Below are 18,595 nucleotides of genomic sequence, written 5' to 3' on the forward strand. Positions count from 1 at the left end.
CCCCGCGCCTCAATCGCCGGCGGGGCTCGGGTTGCTCAATTGCTCGGCCGGGCCGGGGTTGCCTGCTTTCTGCCGGGCGGGCGGCAGGATGAAGGGGTGGGCAACAGTGAAGACGTCGAGACGGAGGCCGGGGACGCGCGCGTCACCTGGTACGAGGCCGATGACGCGTGGCTCGTCCTCGCCCTGAGCCATGGCGCGGGCGGCGGGATCGGGGCGCGGGACCTGAAGGGCATCGCGGAGGTGCTGCCCGGCGAGGGCGTCACCGTGGCGCTGGTGGAGCAGCCGTGGCGCGTCGCCGGAAAGAAGATCGCGCCCGCGCCGAAGGCGCTGGACACCGGGTGGCGCGGGATCTGGCCCGTCGTCGCCGGGCACGGGCTGCCCGTCGTCGCGGGCGGGCGCAGCGCCGGGGCGCGGGTCGCCTGCCGGACGGCGCTGGAGCTGGGCGCGGCCGGAGTGCTCGCGCTGAGCTTCCCCCTGCATCCACCGGGGAAGCCGGAGAGATCACGCGCCGCTGAGCTGCTCGGCAGCGGGGTCCCCACCCTGGTCGTCCAGGGCGGCAGCGATCCCTTCGGGAAGCCCGGGGAGTTCCCTAAGGGGACGTACGGGATCGTGGAAGTCCCCGACGCCAACCACGGCTTCGCCGTCCCCAAGCGCTCGGGCCGCACCGAGGCCGGCACAGTGGCGGTGATCACGGACGCCGTACGGGTCTGGGTGCGGACCCTTGACGCGGGGCGGAGGTGAGGGCGGCCGAACGGCGGTCCACCGAGGGGAGCGCGGCGGTGGGTTCCGCGCCGGGACGTGGAGGCCGTCTGCCCGGAACGAGACGTTCCCCCGGCGGGGGACGGCGGCGGTGCGCCGCCGGGAATGGCGGGCCGCCCGTTTGTTGTTGTGGCAAGCGTCAGGACATCAGCAAGTAGTGCTTGGAGTAGGGAGTCCGTCGCATGGGCCCGACCATCAGCCCCCGCCGTCCGCACGCCGCTGACCTGGAGTGGTCCGTGCTCACGGCGGCCAAAACCGCTCCTGAGCGGGTGAAGGGCGGAGCCGGTCGACGAGAGCCGTCCGCCGAAGGTCGACTATTCTCCGATTCGAGTGGGTCCGCATTCGGGCTCGCCACAGCGTTGGAGGAGGTGGGTCCGGTCACTGGGACCGACGCAGGGACCGACGACGGCCAGGCGGCCGAGGCGCGGGCCGCGGAGACCGCGGCCGAGCGCAATGCCCGTTTTGAGCGGGACGCGCTGGAGTTCCTCGACCAGATGTACTCCGCGGCACTGCGCATGACGCGCAATCCGGCCGACGCGGAGGATCTTGTGCAGGAGACGTACGCCAAGGCGTACGGATCCTTCCACCAGTTCCGCGAGGGCACCAACCTCAAGGCGTGGCTGTACCGGATCCTGACGAACACCTTCATCAACTCGTACCGCAAGAAGCAGCGCGAGCCCCAGCGCAGTGCCGCCGAGGAGATCGAGGACTGGCAGCTGGCGCGCGCCGAGTCGCATATGTCGACCGGGCTGCGCTCCGCCGAGTCCCAGGCCCTCGACCATCTGCCGGACTCGGATGTGAAGGCGGCGCTCCAGGCCATCCCCGAGGAGTTCCGTATCGCGGTCTATCTCGCCGACGTAGAGGGCTTTGCGTACAAGGAGATCGCGGACATCATGGGAACACCCATCGGGACGGTGATGTCCCGACTGCACCGGGGCCGGCGTCAACTGCGCGGCATGCTGGAGGACTACGCCCGTGAGCGCGGGCTCGTCCCGGCGGGTGCGGGGGAGTCGAACGAAGCGAAAGGCTCGGGCTCATGAGCTGCGGGGAGCCGCACGAGACGGACTGCTCCGAGGTGCTGGACCACCTCTATGAGTTTCTCGACCGTGAGATGCCGGACGCCGACTGCACCAAGTTCGAGGTGCATTTCGAGGAGTGCTCTCCGTGTCTGGAGAAGTACGGCCTTGAGCAGGCCGTGAAGAAGCTGGTCAAGCGCTGCTGCGGATCGGACGACGTGCCGGCCGACCTGCGGTCGAAGGTCATGGGCCGGATCGATCTGATCCGCTCCGGGGAGCCCGTACCCGAGCAGGACGTCAGCGTGTCCCCGGCCGAGGCCCAGGGGCTCATCAAGGAGTAACCCGCGGTAATCGCGGCCCTCGATGGCCGTAACCCGTGGTGACCGGCTGGTCCGGCCGAACGGCACCCACCGGGCCCGTATGCCACCCGGCCGCCACCGGTCGGCGGCCGGTGTCAGTGGGGCGGCACTCGACCGGTCGGCCCTCCGGATCTTCGGTGGAATGCCGGGGGAATACCTCTGCGCGCAAGGCGCGTCGTCTGTCCGGCGACGCGCCTTTCCGCTGCCGCGTCCCCTGCCCGATTCCCCTGTCCAGATTCACCCATTTGTGCGAACTATGGCGTGACCCGTCACTCCTGCGCTCTCCACTCGTTAGCGTGACGCCCGGTAGGAGATCGAGGGGGCGGGGCAGTGACGTCCATACCGGTGGCAGCACGTGCGTACCTTCTCTGCGTTCTGCTCTGTACCGCCGTCTGCGCCCTGCCGGTTCTCGACCGCGACCCCGGCTGGGGCACCGTGGGACTGCTCGTCGCGCTCTACGCGCTGTGCGAGCTGCCCGCCCACCGCGCCGCGGGTCCCGACTCCACCCCCGTCAGCCCCGGCTCCTTCTTCCCGGTCCTCCTCGCCGCAGCCTTTCTGCTGCCGCCCGCCGCCGCCGTCCTCGTCGCCGTGCCCGGGGCGCTGCTCGGCCGGGTCGACGAGCGGCCGGCCACCGTACGGCGCCTCTGGCGCGCGGCCCGGCTCGCGCTCGCCACCTGGGCCGCGGCCCGGACGTATCTGCTGTTCGGCGTGGGACACACCCCCGGGCCGCCGGACTTTCCGTACGCCATGCTGTCCGCGGCCGCCGGGGCGCTCGCCTTCTGTCTGGTGCTGACCGCCCTGGAAGCCGGAATCCTCGCCACCGCCGAGGGGCTGCCGCCGCGGACCGCCTGGCGCGGGCTGCTCCCCGGTTCGGTGGTCCCGCATCTGGTGCACGGGCTCGCCGGGCTGATGATGGCCGTGCTGTGGCGCAGCCCCTACGGGCCGGTCTCGGCGCTGTTCGTGCTGCTGCCGATGTACATCTCCTGCTGGCTCTTCGCCCAGTACCACCGCGAGAGCACCGCCCACCAGGCCACCCTGCGCGCGCTGGTCCAGGCCGTGGACCTCAAGGACAGATACACGCGCGGCCACAGTGAGCGCGTCGGACGGGCGTCCGTCCTGATCGCGCGCGAGCTGCGGATGGACCCGGAACGGATCGAGCGGATCCGGTTCGCCGGGATCCTCCACGACGTGGGCAAGCTCGGCGTGCCGACACGGGTGCTGCGCAAGGAGGGGCCGCTGACGCCGGAGGAGCGGCGGGTGATCGAACTGCATCCCGAGTACGGCCATGAGATCGTGCGCGGCATCGGCTTCCTCGGCGAGGCACGGGCGGCCATCCTGCACCACCACGAACGCCTCGACGGAACCGGTTACCCGCACGGGCTCGCGGGGGAGCAGATCCCCGAGTTCGCACGGGTGGTCGCGGTCGCCGACGCCTTCGACGCGATGACCTCGACCCGCTCCTACCGCCGGGCGCGGCCCGTGGAGGCGGCGCTCAGGGAGCTGGAGCGGTGCGCGGGCACCCAGTTCGACCCCCGGATGGTGACGGCGCTCGTGCGGGCGCTGGAGCAGTACGGCCGGCCCACCGTCGTCACCTCCGACGACGCCACCGAGCCCCACCCGCCCCCGTCCCCGCCCGCGGCCCAGCCGTCGCCTCCACGGTCGTCCCTGACGTCGTCCGCGCCCCTGCCCCCGGGCCGTGGCATCCCGTCGCAGCCCGCCCAGCTCCGCGCGACGGCCCGGCCGGGCGGCCGCAACCCCGGCCGGCGGGCACCGGAGGGCCCGGCTCCGGGCCCTGGGACACCGCGCGGGCGGACACCCGGCGGCAGCGGATGACGGGCCGGGACGGCGGCCTCCGGACACCCGGTGCCCCGCTCCTGCTCCTCATCCACGGCGCGGCGGCAGTCCTCGTCTGCGCCGCCCTCGGCGCGACCCTCTGGACGGGCCTGGACGAACCCGGCAACGCCCTCGCCTTCGGCGCCCTCATAGCCGTCGGCGAGACGGCCCGCCGGGGCGCCGCCCCCGGCGAACGGGAACCCGCGCCCCTCGGAGCGGCCGGAGCCCTCGCGTACGCCCTGCTCGGCGAGTGCGGCGGCCGGGCCACCACCCACGGCGTCCTCCAGGTCGTCGCCGTCGTCGTCGCGGCGACGCTCGCCGGGGCCGTACCCCACGCGGCACGCGGTCACGGGCCCGTGCCCGACCACCTGGTACGCCGGGTGCTGACCGCCGGATTCGCCGCCGCCTGCTTCCAGCCCCTGTACAACTCGGGCGAGCTGGACCACTGGGCCCACGGCTCCGCGTACGCCCTTTTCCTCCTTGTTCTCCTCGTGCTCACCGCCCTGTGCGACGCCGTCCTGGGCGCGGCGCTCCGGCGGGCGCGTACCGGACATCCGTACGGGCCGCTGCTGCGCGACCGGCTGCGCTCACTGATCGGCATCGGCTCCGCGGTCTGCGCCACCGGGGCCGTGATCGCCCTCGCCGTCACCGTCGCCGGACTGTGGGCCCTGCCCGTCTTCTGCGCCCCGCTGCTGCTCACACAGCTGTCCTTCCGGCGGTACGCGGCCGTCCGGGCGACCTACCGGCAGACCATCGCCTCGCTCGCGCGTTCGACCGAGATCGCCGGATACACCCGGCCGGGCCATGCCCGCAGGGTCGCCGGGCTGAGCCGGGCCGTGGGGCGGGAGCTGGGCATGACCGGGCCCGATCTGACCGTCCTGGAGTACGCGGCCCTGATGCACGACATCGGCCAGCTCTCCCTGGTCGACCCGGTGCCCGAGGGGTCCACCGCCCTGCTCCCGGACGCCCAGCAGCGCCGTATCGCCCTCCTCGGCGGTGCCGTCGTCCGCCGGACCGGTGTCCCCGCCGCGGTCGCCGTCGTCGTCGAGCGGCAGGCCGACCCGTACCGCGACCAACCGCTCGCGGCCCGGATTGTCCGCACCGTCAACGCATACGACGATCTGACCCGGGGAACCGGAACCCACGGGGCGAACGCGCTCGAAGCCCTGGAGCGCCTTCGGCTGGCCACCGGACGGGACCATCAGCCGGAGGTCGTGGAGTCCCTCGCACGGGTGCTGGCGAGGGGTGAGCATACGGGTCTGACCCCCGTTCCCCATGGGTAACCCATGGGTAATGAGTCAGCCTCCCGCGCGGCATGGTTGGATGCGAAAGAGGACAGAGAATCAGCGCCGAGCAGATGTGCCGGCACCACCGAGCGGATACACCAGACACAGGGACAGCGTCCGGGAGAAGTGACCCGAGCGACCGGCAGGCGGGAATCGTGAGGATCTTCGGGAAGGTACGGCATCGACCCTCCGCCTCGTGGCGGCAGGCCACCGACCGCGCGTTCACGCTGATCGGCGACGGACGGTACGAGGACGCGGGCGCGCTGCTGACACGTGCCGCCGATCTGGAGCCCTGGCTCTCCGAGTCCTGGTTCAATCTGGCGCTGCTGCACAAGTTCCGGCACGACTGGGAGCAGGCCCGGGCCGCGGGACTGCGCGCGGTGGCCCTGCTCGACAAGGAGACCGGCGCCCCCGACTGGTGGAACGTGGGCATCGCCGCCACCGCGCTCCAGGACTGGCCGCTGGCCCGCCGCGCCTGGCAGGCGTACGGGCTGAAGGTGCCGGGCGTCCCCACCCGCGGCGGCGGCATCGGCGCGGGCCCGGCCGGGGAGGCCGTCGGGATGGACCTCGGCAGCGCCGCCGTCCGGCTGTCGCCCGAGGGCGAGGCCGAGGTCGTGTGGGGCCGCAGGCTCGACCCGGCCCGGATAGAGGTCCTGTCGATCCCCCTGCCGTCCTCCGGCCGACGCTGGGGCGAGGTCGTCCTCCACGACGGCGTTCCGAACGGCGAGCGCACCACCTCCGCGGGCCCCTCCTACCCCGTCTTCGACGAGATCGAGCTGTGGGCGCCCTCACCGGTCCCCACCTGGGTCGTCCTCCTGGAGGCCGCCACCGAGGCCGACCGGGACGCGCTGGAGCAGCTCGCGTCCGACGCGGGCTTCGCCGCCGAGGACTGGTCCTCGTCCGTACGCCTGTTGTGCCGCGCCTGCTCCGAGAGCCGTATGCCCAGCGCGGAGGGCGAGGGCGAGCACCTCGACCCCCATGACCACAGCGAGCCGGGGCACCCGGGGCCGCTGGGCCACCGCACGGCCGGCGACCTCTGGTCCCCGGAGCGCGAGTGCGGTATCGCCGCCCCCGCCGGGCTGGTGCGCGGGCTGCTGGACGGCTGGGTCGCGGACAGTCCCGACAGCCGGGAGTGGCGAGATCTTGAGGAAGTCTGCTGAACCCGGGCCGTAGGCTGTACCGACAGCAAACGGTACTGAGGAAGGCGTACGGCTGACATGGCGGCGCAACAGGAGACGGACCAGCAGGTGGGCGGCGCGGTCGTCCTCGACGACGAGGGTTTCGTCGTCGACACGGAGGACTGCGAGGCGCGTGAACTCGCCCACCGCGAGCGTGGCACCGCCCGCCCGATCACGGTCGTCGGCAACCCGGTGCTCCACACGGAGTGCGCGGACATCACCGAGTTCGACGACGAGCTGGCGCGGCTGGTCGACGACATGTTCGCCAGCCAGCGGGCGGCGGAGGGCGTCGGCCTCGCCGCCAACCAGATCGGGGTGGGCCGCAAGGTCTTCGTCTACGACTGCCCCGACGACGACGGCGTACGTCATGTGGGTGTCGTCTGCAACCCGGTGCTGGAGGAGCTGGCGCCGGACGAGCGCGTCCTCGACGACTCGAACGAGGGATGTCTCTCCGTCCCCACCGCGTACGCTCCGCTGGCCCGCCCCGACTACGCGGTCGTCCGGGGCCAGGACCTCAAGGGCAACCCGGTCAAGGTCCGGGGCACCGGCTACTTCGCCCGCTGCCTCCAGCACGAGACGGACCATCTGTACGGCTACCTCTACATCGACCGGCTCTCCAAGCGCGACCGCAAGGACGCGCTGAGGCAGATGGCGGAGGGGACGCCCCGGTACGAGGTCGTACCGAACGCGTAGCCGTCGTCGCCGCGCGCCCAACGCGTCCCGGCGGCGAACGCCCGGGCCCATGAGCCCTGCGCCGGGCACCCGGACCCGTGCCGAGTGGCTGGGCCGAGCACCTGGGGCGTGCCGAACCCGGGGCCGCGCGCCGAGCCCCCGGCCCCGTACGCCGTAGCGAAGCCTCGTTCCCGGCCGGGGACGAGGCTTCGGCGCGCTGTATCGGCCGGGCGGCCGGATAACGGAATCCCGCGTGATACCCGTGCGACACGAGATTGACCGAACGCGATCAATAGACTCCAGGCGTATGACCTATCTCCTGGAAGTCCACTTCGACCGGCGCGAGGGGACCACCGTCACCGGCACCGTGCAGTGGCGTGATTCCGACACCTACGGATTCTCGCGGGATCCCCTTTTCGGGCTTCAGCTCATCATGGACGTGTGGCAGCAGCAGGGGGGATTCTTCGCGATCGCCCCGCTGACCCCGGAGACCGAGGCCGAGTTCAAGGAGCTGTGGGAGCTGTACTTCGGGCGGAAGGTGCGCGTCGACGAGGACGGCTATCTGCTGGCGGACGGCTCCACCGAGGTCCGTCGGCCCAGGGTCAGGGCGGAAGACGTCCACCGGGGGAGGATCGGGGCCGGGAGCGGGTCCCAGAACGGTGTCCGGTACATCGAGCTGCTGCCGGAGTCCACCGAGTTCGTCCGCCGTACCGCGAGGATCGTCACCTCCTTCCGGGTCACGCCCGACCTCGATGAGCGGATCCAGGGGGAGGGGCAGCGGGCCGATGTCGCCATCGAGGTGAGGGACCCCCGCTACCTGGATCACCTGGCGGAGGGCGCGTACTTCCAGTCGGCCTTCACGGGCCACCTGCTCGATTGAGCTTCCCCGCCGCGCCCCGGGGCCTCGGAGCGCGGGCCCCCGCGCGGTCGCCGTCGTGCTGATGCTCCAGCGGTGCGGGGGCCCTGACCGCCGCCGCGCCGCCGTAACCGGCGGGCTCAGGAGGCCGTCAGCCGCACTTCCCGGTGGGCCCAGGACAGAGCGAGGTGCGGTTGAGCCAGGTCAGACGCAGATCGCGGACGTGCTTGGCCGCGATGACGGACGTTCCGACGTTGGCGATGGGGAAGCCCATCAGCAGCTCTTCGTGGTTGAGACGCTGGAGCTGCTGCCACAGCCGTTCCTGCTCCTTCGGGTCGACGGACGACGCGGCGGTGTCCACCAGCTTTCTCACCGCGGGGTCGGCCAGCGGGGACGGCCGCTCCCACGGTTTCGGGGTTCCGATGTAGAAGAGGCGGAAGAGCAGGCCGGGGTCGAAGGTGTTGCCGTAGAAGAGGATTTCGTAGTCGTGGTTGAACCGCTCGGCGAAGTAGGTCGCCTGGTCGGCCACTTTGATGTCGACGTCGATGCCGACCTTCTTCAGATCGGCGGCCACGGCTTCGTGCAGACTGCGCAGGGCCATGATTGGCCCCGAGGTCTCCACCGTCATCGTGCTCAGTTTGAGGTTGCGCACTCCGGCCTGGTCCAGGAGCTTGCGTGCCCTGGTCAGATCGTGGGGCCGGTCCTGGAGTCCGGGGGCGTGGCCGCGGATGCCGGGGACGACCACCGCCTGAGTGCTCGGGGCGACCGTCGAGCTGTTGAAGAATGCCTTGCGGTACGCGGCGCGGTCGGTCGCCAGCCAGATCGCCTCACGGACCCGGCGGTCCTCCAGCTGTGGCTTCTTGGGTGTGGTGAACCGGAAGAAGACATTGTTCGCGGGGGCGGACACATGCCCGGAGAAACCCGGGTCGGCGGCCAGCTTCTCGTGGTCGTCCCTGGTCAGCTCGAAGGAGAGATCGGCCTCTCCGCTGCGGAGGGCGAGCGCGCGTGCCGCCGGGTCGGCCACCAGCTCATAGCGCAGACGGTCGATGTTCCCCTTCTCGAAGAAGTCCGTGAAACGCTCGAACTCCACGAAGGACCCCGGGGCGAACCGGGTGAGGCGGAACGGGCCTGAGCCGATGTCCCGCAGCGCCTTCTCGTCGGTGCCGTAGCCGCTGCGCGCGAGGATCTTCGGGTTCATGATCCGCATGGCGTTCAGCGGATCCCGGATGTCCGACTTGGGCTTGGTGAGGCGGATCCTCACCGTACGGTCGCCGGTGGCCTCGACCTTCGCGACCGTGGCGGGGGTCCCGAACGCGGCGGCCACCATCCCGTACGTGCCCTTGTCCCTCAGCCGGTGTCCGGCGAAGAAGTAGGAGCCGAGCACCTCCGCCACGGCCCGGGCGTCGAGCGGGGAGCCGTCGTGGAAGGTCAGCGCCGGCCGGATGGTGACGGTGTGGGTCAGCCCGTCGGGCGAGGCCTCATAGGACTCGGCGAGAGCGTTGTCCATGCCGAAGTCCGTCCGGGAGCCGAGGAAGAGCGGCCAGGCCAGATGGACCATGGTCAGCAGATTCCATGGATAGGAGTTGCCGAGGTAGTAGTCCTGGCCCACCCCGTCGGGCGTCACGATTCTCAGTGATCTCGACGTCGCCCGGGGGCTCGGATCGCCCGCGCAGGCGGTTGCCAGGCCGCCGAGCCCCACCAGGCCGGCGGCGCCCAGGCTCTGGCCGAGGAAGCGTCGGCGTCCCAATCCCTGTGTGCCCTCGATGTTCCGCACAGACGTCTCCTGTCAGATCTCCGTGTGACCACGATCGGCCACATTGGATCCGATCGAAGCAATGTGGTGGGATGCGTCAAGAGATGTCACACGTTGAACTGAGAATAGGATCCAAATTGAAGGGAGGGGGTCGGCGGCCCCGGGGGCAGGGGAGCCGCCGGAGGGCCCTGGGCCGGAAGGCCCCGCGCGTGTACGTCAGGCGGGCAGGGCGGCCAGCCAGTCGGTGAGGATCCGATTGACCTCGGCGGGACGTTCCTGCTGGATCCAGTGGCCGCAGTCGTCGAGGAGGTGGGAGGAGATCAGCCCGGGCAGCGTGGTGGGGTACGCCTCGATCGCGTCGGCCAGCCACATGGTCGAGGCGTCCAGCCGGCCGCCGATGAACACCGACGGCTGGGCGATGGGCGCTCCGTCGAAGTCGGCGAGGTCCTGCCAGTCGCGGTCCATGTTCCGGTACCGGTTCAGCGCGCCCGTCAGACCGGTCCGTTCGAACTCCTCTGCGTAGCGGTCGAGGTCGCCGTCACCGAGCCAGGCGGGAGTCCGGTCGGTGGGAAAACGGTCACGCAGCGTGCCGCCCGGGCTGACGAAGTGCGGGTCCGGAGTCTGCGGCGCCGGCATGGTGTCACCGGAAAAGGCCGCGTAGAAGCCCGCGAGCCAGCCGCGTACATCGGGCTCGATCTCGGCCTCGGCGCGGCCCGGCTGCTGGAAGTAGGAGACGTAGAACTCCTCGTCCCCGCCCATCCCCGCGAAGATCTCGCTGGGCCGTGGCCCGCCACGGGGCGCGTAGGGCACGCTGAGCAGCCCCACCGCGCGGAAGACCTCCGGTTTGAGCAGGGCGGAGCCGGTGGCGATCGTCGCGCCCCAGTCGTGGCCGACGATCACCGCCGACTCCTCGTCGAGGGCGCGCACCACCTCGGCGTTGTCCTCCACCAGTTCGAGCATCCGGTACGCCGATGTCTCGGCGGGCCTGGAGGAGCGGCCGTAGCCGCGGACATCCATGGCGACCGCGCGATATCCGGCCGCGGCGAGTGCCGGCAACTGGTGGCGCCAGGAGTACCAGGACTCGGGGAAACCGTGGACGAGCAGCACCAGCGGCCCGGTTCCCTGCTCCACCACATGGATCCGGCCCGCCGGCGAGGGGACCAGGCGGTGGGTGACGTCCGTGAGGTGCGGTGACATGAGTCCTCCGATTCCATCGGCCAGTGGGGACCACGGCGGCCGTCGTTCGGCCGTGCTCGCGGCTCAGTGCCGATCATGCTGCGGACTCCACTGAGGCAACGACCCTTCTTGCCGTTTCGGCAAACGCCGCCGGACGGGGACTCCCCGGCGCCTGTGGGCCGCCCCGCGGTCGCCGTGGGGGTGCCTCCGGGCTCGGGAGCGGGGAGCCGGACAACCGCCGTCACACGGAGGGTTCCTGTTCACCCCCGCACTCCTTCTCGGCCTCGCGCAGCACCGTGACGATCGCCTCGCGCTCCTCCTCCGTGTCGCCGAGATCCTCCCGGAACCAGATGCCGGTGGTGCGCTGCGGATGGGCCCAGTGCAACTGATGGCCGAAAGCCGCCGCGTGCGGACTGACTACGGACAGCCGTTCGATGGCACGCTCCAGGACGCGGCGGTAGTCGCCGACGACCACATGCGCGCCGTCCGGGGGCAGCGCCACCCGGTCCAGCCGCAGTCCGCGGAACTCCACCCATCGCAGTTCCGCTCCGGTGAAGTCGATGTCCTCCATCGGGTTGACCGAGTCCCCGGGGGCACCGGGCGGCCGGTCCCAGAAGATGATTCGGCGGAGCGGCCCGGCGAAGGTGCAGCGGATGAACGCCGAGGCGTGGAAGTCGATGTCGGACATCCTGGCGCCGGAGAAGTCGACATCGGTGAAGGTGGTCTCCCGGCTGACCATGCGACGCAGGTCGGCGCCGGAGAAATCGACCCGCGTACAGACGGTGGGCACGCCGTGGTCGGCGGCGAGGACGAGGTCGGCGAGAGGGGCGTCGCGGAAGGAACAGTCCCGTATCTCCGTGCTCCACACCCGGGGATCGCTGAACCGCGCCCGGTCGAAGACGCAGTCGGCCAGCACGGAATCGAAGAAGACGGCATCGGCGAGATCGGCACCGGTGAAGTCCAGGCCCTCCAGGGTGCGACCCGCGATCTCCGGCAGATCGACGAAGGCGGCGGGGATCTCCCCGGCGTCGGCCATCTCGGCGCGTACGGTCTGCCCGGGCGCGGGGAAGCCCCGCAGGTCGAGCCGCCCCCGGTGCTCGTCAAGAGCGAGTCCGGTCAACGGGCGCCCGGAGAGCAGCCGGGCGAACACCTCACGAGCCAGCCGGCCACCCTCGGCGGGCCGCCAGGTCTCCCGCCATGTCTCCCCGTCCATCGTGCCGCTCCCTCTCCGCCGACCGTTCTCCGGCGACAGCATGGGGGACGGCGGGGTCCATGACCCGGCCTTCTCGGGAATCACGCCGATCACCGGCCCTCGGAAGAACAGCCCATGGGCCCATGGGGCCCGGCCGCCGGCCCGGTGGGGGAGCCCGGCCGGGGACGCGGTGGAGGGGCGCGGTGGAGAGGCGCGGCGCCGGGGAGCGTACGTGCCCGGCCGGAAGAGGGGCCTCAGTCGTCGAACAGCTCCCGGTGGTCCGACAGCCGCAGACGGCTCCGTTCGATATGGGTCCGGATCAGTTCCTCGCCCGCGCGCGCGTTGCCGGTGAGGACGGCGTCGGCGATCAGCCGGTGCTCGTGGTGGGCGATGGCGTACTCGCCCTCGGTGAACGTGCTCAGCAGGACCCGGCGGTATCTCTGGGTGGTGTTCCAGAAGTCCTGGATCAGACGGAGCAGCCGTTCCGTCGGCACACCGGCGTAGCAGGCGAGATGGAATCTCCGGTCCGCTTCCAGCCAGGCGCCGGGATCTCCTACGGAAGCCTCCACCTCGTCCCGCAGCGGCGCGATCCGCTCCAGCTGACCGGGGGTGAGATGGGCGATGCTCTGGGACAGGGCGAGGGGCTCCAGCCGTTCGCGGATCATATAGATCTCGGTGTACTCGGCGAAGTTCAGCGCCGCCACCCGCGCCCCGCTGTTCGGCCGGATGTCGACCAGGCCCTCGCTCTCCAGCAGCCGCAGCGCCTCCCGTACGGGGATCCGGCTCACCCCGAACCGCTCGCCCACGGCCTGCTGCCCGACCCGGTCCCCGGGTTTGAGCTCGCCGGTGTAGACGGCCTCCCGGAGCCAGTTGGCGATCACCTGTGTCATCGGTGGAGCGTTGTCCGCCGGAATCCTGGCCTCGTTCACGGGCACCTCATTTCCCCTCGTTGCTTCCCCTCGCTCGACGTTCCCTCGTCCCGGCGCGGCCGGGATGCCACGATCCGGTCATCACGACGGCGCCGGGGGGTGACCAAACCGGAAGTGGGATCCTATTTCATGGGTAGGGGGTCGCCTGTTCCGGCCTTGGCTGGAATGGAACGGTGGACGGGATCCTATCGGGTCTTCCTTGAAGGAAACGGTACCGGCTGGGCGGCGGGCACCCCGGCACCGGGACCTCGTCCCCGGCGCGGTCCTGCGCACGGCAGCGGGGCCGTGGCCGGGCGGGGCCCCGCCGCCGGGCGGGGTGGCCGCCTCGGCGGCGCCCGGGCCGGGCGGCGCCCCGCCCGGGCGGGTACGGCCTCCGGAGCGCCTTGCCCCCATCCGGGTACGGTCCCGGCATCGGGTACGGCCTCCGGAGCGCCCCGCACAGGTCCGGGTACGGGCCCGGCGGCGCCCCGCTCAGGCCGGGGTTCGGCCCAGCAGGAGGTCCCTCAGGAGGATCGTCTCGGAGAGGGTGTCGCACTCGTCGCACCGCCCTTCGTCGATCCAGAGGTACTCGGTCGCGATCCGCCCCCGGTAGCCGGCCGTCTCCAGGGCGTCGAGCATGCGGGAGAAGTCGATGGTGTTCTCCTTCATCCCGACCTGGAGACGATCGGGGCGGGCCCCGCGTGCCTGGACGTGCCGGACCCGGCCGAGCAGGGGGTCGAGATCCCCGGGGGCGTACCCCTGCATGACGAAGTGCGAGTAGTCCAGGGTCACTTCGAGTCCGGGCGCGAGGTCCAGCAGTTCCCGGGTGTCGTCCGGGGAGGAGATGACCGAGCCGATGTGCGGCTCCACCGACAGGCGCACCCCCGCGGCGCCCGCGATATCGGCCCGGACGGCCAGTTCGACGGCCGCGCGCCGAAGGGAGCCGGCGTGCGGCTCGCCGGGGAAGTCCAGCCCGGGGACGAGGGTGATCCCGTCCACGCCGAGCAGGGCCGCCAGTTCGACGATGCGCCGGAACCAGGCCCGGCCCCGGGCGCGCTCGTCGGCGGACGGGTTGTTGACCGCCATGACGGCGTAGTCGGCGTGCGGGATGGCGAACAGGTCCGCGACGGTCAGACCCTGGGAGGCGGTGTGCTCCTCGATACGGCGGGACCAGCCCGCCGGGTCGCTCGCCGCCTCCTGGGCGTTGATGTGGGAGCGGGACCCCCACAGGGCGATGTCGACGGCGTCGAATCCGAGCAGACGGACCAGCTCGCACGTCTGCCGGTGACCGAGGAGGGGGAACGTGGTGTCGCAGCAGGAGAGTTCCGGTGGCGTGGTCATATCGGTCTTCGGCTCCCGGTGGAGAGGTCGGGCGGGGTCCCGGGACGGGCGCTGGACACCTATGTCATCACCAGGCCGCCGTTGACGTCGATGTGCGCGCCGGTGACGAACCCGGCCCCCTGAGAGGCCAGCATCACGATGACCGATGCCACGTCCTCGGGAGTGCCGTTGCGGCGCAGGGGCGTCTGCTCGGCGAAGGCCCTCTTGACCTCGGGGTCGACGTCCGCGGTCATCGGTGTGTCGATGACGCCCGGGCAGACGCAGTTCACGGTGACCCCGCTGGGTCCGGCCATCCGGGCGAGGGCGCGGGTCAGGCCCATGACGCCGGCCTTGGCCGACACATAGGCGGGCCCGGCGGCGACGCTGCCGCCGGTCTGCGCGGCGACCGAGCCGATCAGGACGACGCGTCCGAAGCCGTGCGGCTTCATCGCCGCCACGGCCGCCCGGGCACAGAGGTGCAGCAGATTGCCGCCCTTGCTCACCGTGTCCACGAGCATGACGACGAGCTGCTCGACGCTCTTCCTGGCGGAGGTGTCGCGGTGGTACCCCCAACTGCCCGCGAAGGTCTGACAGGTCTCCCAGAGCGCGGGCTCGCCGTCCACCAGGGGCCAGGAGGCGGGCACCGTCTGCTCGGGGGTGGTGATGTCGTATCCGTCCGCGAGGCCGAGCCGGTCGTTGACCAGGATGCCGGGCGCGAGTTCGCGGATCATCGCGAGCAGCCCGGCGGCGTCCCAGTCGGCCGCTCCCTTCCCGGGGTCCTTGGCGAGATCGAAGTCCCGGCCCGCCGCGCGGGCCGCGATCTGCGCCGCCTCGACGTTCTCGGGCCGGGAGGCCATCCTGTGCCAGGCGGCGGCGTCGTAGCTGTAGTCGGGCCACATGATGTCGAGCGGGCCGTAACGGGTGAGCAGCTCACGGATCTGGCCCCTCGCGTACTCCCGGTAGCGGGCCATGTCACGGCCCGCGTTGAGGGCGGCGCGGTCACCCGCGGACTGCGGATGGACCCAGTCGACCGTGAAGTCGGGGTGGCGCCAGTCGATGAGGGAGTAGTAGAGCCCGGTCCGCAGGCCCCGGTCGCGGAAGGCGCCGAGCAGGGGCGCGAGCAGATCCCGGCCCGCCGGGGACTTCACGGCCGTGTAGTCGGTCAGGGCGGAGTCCCACAGGCAGAAGCCCTCGTGGTGTTTGGCCACGGCGACCATGTACTTCATGCCCGCGCCCGCGGCGGCATCGGCCCAGGCCCCCGGGTCGTACAGATCGGGGTCGAAGCGGGTGAAGTAGCGGGCCTCGTACTCGGCGGCGGTCAGCCCGTCGGCCCGCTGGGCCGAGAAGTCACGGGCGGCCATCGCGTACAGGCCCCAGTGGATGAACATGCCGAACCTGGCCCGGGTGAACCACGCCGAGTCCCCGGGCGTCGGCCGCGGTGTCCTGGTCGTCTCCATCGAACGTCGTCTCCTTGCGCGTCTGTCGGTGCGGTGAGTGTTTCCCGTCACCGCACCGGAGCGGTGTGGTGGTCGTCGTGGGGGAAGTGGCAGGCCACCGATCCGCCGTCCGGGCCGGCTGTCAGCGGCGGCTCGGCCTCCTCGCACAGCGTGCGTTCCGGGTGGGTGAGGGGGCCGACGGGACACCGGGTACGGAAGCGGCACCCGGTGGGGATGTCGGTGGGGTCGGGGACCTCGCCGCGCAGGACGATCCGCTCGCGCAGCCCGCCCGCGCCGGGGGTCGCCGACAGCAGCGCCTTGGTGTACGGGTGGCGCGGCCGGCGGTAGAGCGTCTCCGTCGGCGCCGTCTCGACGATGCGCCCGAGGTACATGACGGCCACGCGGTCGCACAGATGCCGTACGACCCCGAGGTCGTGGGAGATGAAGAGGAACGAGACACCCCGCTCGGCCCGGAGTTCGGCGAGGAGGCTGATGATCTGGGCGCCAGCCGAGGCGTCGAGGGATGCCACGGGTTCGTCGGCGACCAGCAGGTCCGGTCCGGGGCCCAGCGCGCGGGTGATGCCCACCCGCTGGGCCTGGCCGCCCGACAACTGCCGTGGATAGCGGTCCGCGAGGTGCGGGGGGAGCCTGACGAGGTCGAGGAGTTCCGCCGCGCGGGCCCGGCGTTCGGCCGCGCCGAGCCCCAGCAGCTCCCGCAGGGGTTCGGCGATCAGGTCCCCGACGCGCATCCGCGGATCGAGTGTGGCCACGGGGGCCTGGAACACCATCTGGAAGCGGGAGCGCAGCAGGCGCAGCCGTTCACCGCGCAGTCGCGTGATGTCGTCTCCGTCGAACCGGATGCTCCCGGCGCTCACATCCTCCAGCCGCAGCGCGATCCGGCCCAGGGTGGACTTCCCGCTGCCGGATTCCCCGACGAGTCCCACGGCTTCCCGGCGGCCCACGGTGAGGGAGACGCCGTCGACGGCCCGGACATCGCCGTAACCGGTACGGAAGTGGCGCTCGACCCCGTCGAGTCCCAGCAGCTCTCCGCTGTCGTTCCCGCCGGGTTTCAGCAGCTCTCCGCTGCTGTTCCCGCCGGGTTTCAGCAGCTCACGACTGTCGTTCCCGCCGGGTTTCAGCAGGTCCCCGCCGGTCCCGGCGCTGTCCGCCGTGCTGTTCTCGGTGCTGGTCTCGGGGGGAGGGTGTGTCAGCCGGCATGGGGAACTCCTGGTGCGGCGGAAGGGCGTCGGGGCTCGCCGTGCGGGGTCCAGCAGGCCACGGTGCGGCCGTCGGTATGGGAGGTGAGGGCCGGGTCGGTGTCGCAGACTCCGGAACGCTCCGAGCAGCGGTCCGTGAAGGCGCAGCCGGGCGGCGGCGGGGCCAGGGAGGGCGGTGAGCGGGGTGCCGTCGGCGCGGGGCACGGACGCGAGGAGCGCCCGGGTGTAGGGGTGCGCGGGCGCGGCGAACACCTCGGCCGTCGGACCCTGCTCGACGAGCCTGCCCGCGTAGAGGACGAGTACGCGGTCGGCGACATCCGCGATGACGTCGAGGCTGTGGGAGATGAACAGGACGGCCATGTCCCTGTCCTGGTTGATGCGTTGCAGGAGTTCGAGGATCTGTGCCTGGACGGTGACGTCGAGCGCGGTCGTCGGCTCGTCCGCGATCAGGAGAACCGGGTCGTTGGCCAGCGCCATCGCGATCATCACCCGCTGCCGCATGCCTCCCGACAGCTCGTGCGGGTACTGGCGCAGCCGTTTCGCCGCCGCGGGGATCTCCACATCGCGCAGGAGCTGTTCGGCGCGGGCCGTGCCGCCGGGCGTGCTGTGGGTAAGCATCACGAGCGCCAGTTGCTGCCCCACCGTGAAGACGGGGTTGAGCGAGGCCACGGGGTCCTGGAAGACCGTGCAGATCCGCCGGCCGCGTACGGAACGGAGGGCGGCGGGGTCCATGGCGAGGATGTCCCGGCCCTCGAACACGACGCTTCCGCCCGTGGTGCGGCCCGGCTTGTCGACGAGTCCGATGAGCGCCCGGGAGGTCACCGACTTCCCGCAGCCGGACTCGCCGACCATGCCGACGAACTCGCCCGGGGCCACGTCGAAGGAGACACCCCGGACGGCCTGGGACTTCTCCCGGCCGGTGTCGAAGGTGATGGACAGGTCGCGTACGCGCAGCAGCGGTTCATCTGGTCCGGTCATCGGGGATCCCATGCGTCACGGAGGGCGTCGCCGACCACATTGGCGGCGAGCGCGGTGAGGAAGATGGCGATGCCCGGCACCAGGACCACCAGGGGGCGGCTGACCAGGTAGGCGCGGGCGTCGGTGAGCATGGCGCCCCACTCCGCGTCCGGCGGCTGGACGCCGAGTCCCAGGAAGCCGAGCCCGGCGACGGCGAGGAGGGTGTAGCTGACGCTCACCGCGACCATGACCAGGACGACGTTCACGCTGTTCGCCAGCACATGCCGGATCATGATCCGTGACGGGCGCACACCGCAGGCGCGGGCGGCGAAGACGAAGTCCCGCTGCTGTACCGACAGGACCGCGGAAAGGAGTGGCGGGCGCGTGACCCGCTGGAGCTGCTGCGCCGTCAGGTCACCCGCCGGCGGCTCACCACCGCGAAGGAGATCACGGCGGCCCGGGAGGAGGCGGTCTCCGTACTGCGCGAGATCGGCGACTCGATCCTGGAGCCGGTCCCGGACGGGAGACCGGGGGAGCGGCGCATCCGGGACGCCGTCCGGCCCGACCCGTCCTTCGCCGACGTCGGGGTACGCGGCTCCCTCGCCGAGCTGGACGGCAGCCGGTACGAGGAGCCCGGCACCTTCTCCGGAGAACTGACGGAGCGCCGGTTCATCGAC

The 18,595-nt window shown here is 71.7% G+C and carries 17 protein-coding genes; 8 read left to right on the top strand and 9 right to left on the bottom strand.

What is annotated here, in order from left to right; genetic code table 11:
- Positions 1 to 96: 96 nt before the first annotated feature.
- From ACIBCM_RS11450 to ACIBCM_RS11485, 8 genes are all read left to right on the top strand, one after another.
- Positions 97 to 741 carry an alpha/beta family hydrolase gene (locus ACIBCM_RS11450; protein ID WP_399241800.1) on the top strand — a complete coding sequence of 215 codons (645 nt, stop codon included), beginning with the start codon at positions 97 to 99 and terminating at the stop codon, positions 739 to 741.
- A 386-nt stretch (positions 742 to 1,127) separates the two neighbouring features.
- A complete protein-coding gene (locus tag ACIBCM_RS11455; protein ID WP_399241801.1) occupies positions 1,128 to 1,799 on the top strand; it encodes a sigma-70 family RNA polymerase sigma factor in 672 nt (223 codons plus the stop codon).
- Positions 1,796 to 2,116, top strand: a complete 321-nt coding sequence (gene rsrA, locus ACIBCM_RS11460; RefSeq protein WP_399241802.1) for a mycothiol system anti-sigma-R factor — start codon at positions 1,796 to 1,798, stop codon at positions 2,114 to 2,116. The genes ACIBCM_RS11455 and rsrA overlap by 4 nt, the downstream gene beginning before the upstream one ends.
- Positions 2,117 to 2,464: 348 nt before the next feature.
- Positions 2,465 to 3,967: an HD-GYP domain-containing protein gene (locus ACIBCM_RS11465; protein ID WP_399241803.1), complete on the top strand. Its 1,503-nt coding sequence runs from the start codon at positions 2,465 to 2,467 to the stop codon at positions 3,965 to 3,967.
- Positions 3,964 to 5,250, top strand: coding sequence for an HD-GYP domain-containing protein (locus ACIBCM_RS11470; RefSeq protein WP_399241804.1), 1,287 nt, complete (start codon positions 3,964 to 3,966; stop codon positions 5,248 to 5,250). Before ACIBCM_RS11465 ends, ACIBCM_RS11470 begins: the two co-directional genes overlap by 4 nt.
- 158 nt (positions 5,251 to 5,408) lie before the next feature.
- Positions 5,409 to 6,413 (top strand): tetratricopeptide repeat protein, encoded by a 1,005-nt coding sequence (locus ACIBCM_RS11475; RefSeq protein WP_399241805.1) that lies wholly within the window; start codon positions 5,409 to 5,411, stop codon positions 6,411 to 6,413.
- Between the two features lie 57 nt (positions 6,414 to 6,470).
- Positions 6,471 to 7,124, top strand: coding sequence for a peptide deformylase (def, locus tag ACIBCM_RS11480; RefSeq protein WP_399241806.1), 654 nt, complete (start codon positions 6,471 to 6,473; stop codon positions 7,122 to 7,124).
- A 286-nt stretch (positions 7,125 to 7,410) separates the two neighbouring features.
- A complete protein-coding gene (locus tag ACIBCM_RS11485; protein ID WP_399241808.1) occupies positions 7,411 to 7,983 on the top strand; it encodes a hypothetical protein in 573 nt (190 codons plus the stop codon).
- Positions 7,984 to 8,110: 127 nt separating this feature from the next.
- Here the strand turns inward: ACIBCM_RS11485 and ACIBCM_RS11490 are convergent, their stop codons facing one another.
- The 9 genes from ACIBCM_RS11490 to ACIBCM_RS11530 form a co-directional block, all read right to left on the bottom strand.
- Positions 8,111 to 9,733, bottom strand: coding sequence for an ABC transporter substrate-binding protein (locus tag ACIBCM_RS11490; RefSeq protein WP_399241809.1), 1,623 nt, complete (start codon positions 9,731 to 9,733; stop codon positions 8,111 to 8,113).
- A gap of 195 nt (positions 9,734 to 9,928) precedes the next feature.
- The gene (locus ACIBCM_RS11495) at positions 9,929 to 10,909 is read right to left on the bottom strand and encodes an alpha/beta fold hydrolase (RefSeq protein ID WP_399241810.1); all 981 of its coding nucleotides are present in this window, start codon (positions 10,907 to 10,909) and stop codon (positions 9,929 to 9,931) included.
- A 220-nt stretch (positions 10,910 to 11,129) separates the two neighbouring features.
- Positions 11,130 to 12,101, bottom strand: a complete 972-nt coding sequence (locus ACIBCM_RS11500) for a pentapeptide repeat-containing protein (protein ID WP_399241812.1) — start codon at positions 12,099 to 12,101, stop codon at positions 11,130 to 11,132.
- Between the two features lie 233 nt (positions 12,102 to 12,334).
- Complete coding sequence (locus ACIBCM_RS11505; protein WP_399241813.1) at positions 12,335 to 12,970, bottom strand: GntR family transcriptional regulator; 636 nt, start codon at positions 12,968 to 12,970, stop codon at positions 12,335 to 12,337.
- A gap of 510 nt (positions 12,971 to 13,480) precedes the next feature.
- Positions 13,481 to 14,329 carry a sugar phosphate isomerase/epimerase family protein gene (locus ACIBCM_RS11510; protein WP_399241814.1) on the bottom strand — a complete coding sequence of 283 codons (849 nt, stop codon included), beginning with the start codon at positions 14,327 to 14,329 and terminating at the stop codon, positions 13,481 to 13,483.
- A 59-nt stretch (positions 14,330 to 14,388) separates the two neighbouring features.
- Entirely contained in the window at positions 14,389 to 15,765 is a 1,377-nt protein-coding gene (locus ACIBCM_RS11515; RefSeq protein ID WP_399241815.1) for an SDR family oxidoreductase, read from the bottom strand.
- Between the two features lie 47 nt (positions 15,766 to 15,812).
- The gene (locus ACIBCM_RS11520) at positions 15,813 to 17,939 is read right to left on the bottom strand and encodes a dipeptide ABC transporter ATP-binding protein (RefSeq protein ID WP_399241817.1); all 2,127 of its coding nucleotides are present in this window, start codon (positions 17,937 to 17,939) and stop codon (positions 15,813 to 15,815) included.
- Complete coding sequence (locus tag ACIBCM_RS11525; protein ID WP_399241819.1) at positions 17,936 to 18,229, bottom strand: ABC transporter permease subunit; 294 nt, start codon at positions 18,227 to 18,229, stop codon at positions 17,936 to 17,938. The genes ACIBCM_RS11520 and ACIBCM_RS11525 overlap by 4 nt, the downstream gene beginning before the upstream one ends.
- Positions 18,230 to 18,327: 98 nt before the next feature.
- Positions 18,328 to 18,591, bottom strand: coding sequence for a hypothetical protein (locus tag ACIBCM_RS11530; protein WP_399241820.1), 264 nt, complete (start codon positions 18,589 to 18,591; stop codon positions 18,328 to 18,330).
- Between the last annotated feature and the right edge of the window lie 4 nt (positions 18,592 to 18,595).

This window comes from Streptomyces sp. NPDC051018, assembly GCF_044456085.1.
GTDB lineage: Bacteria > Actinomycetota > Actinomycetes > Streptomycetales > Streptomycetaceae > Streptomyces.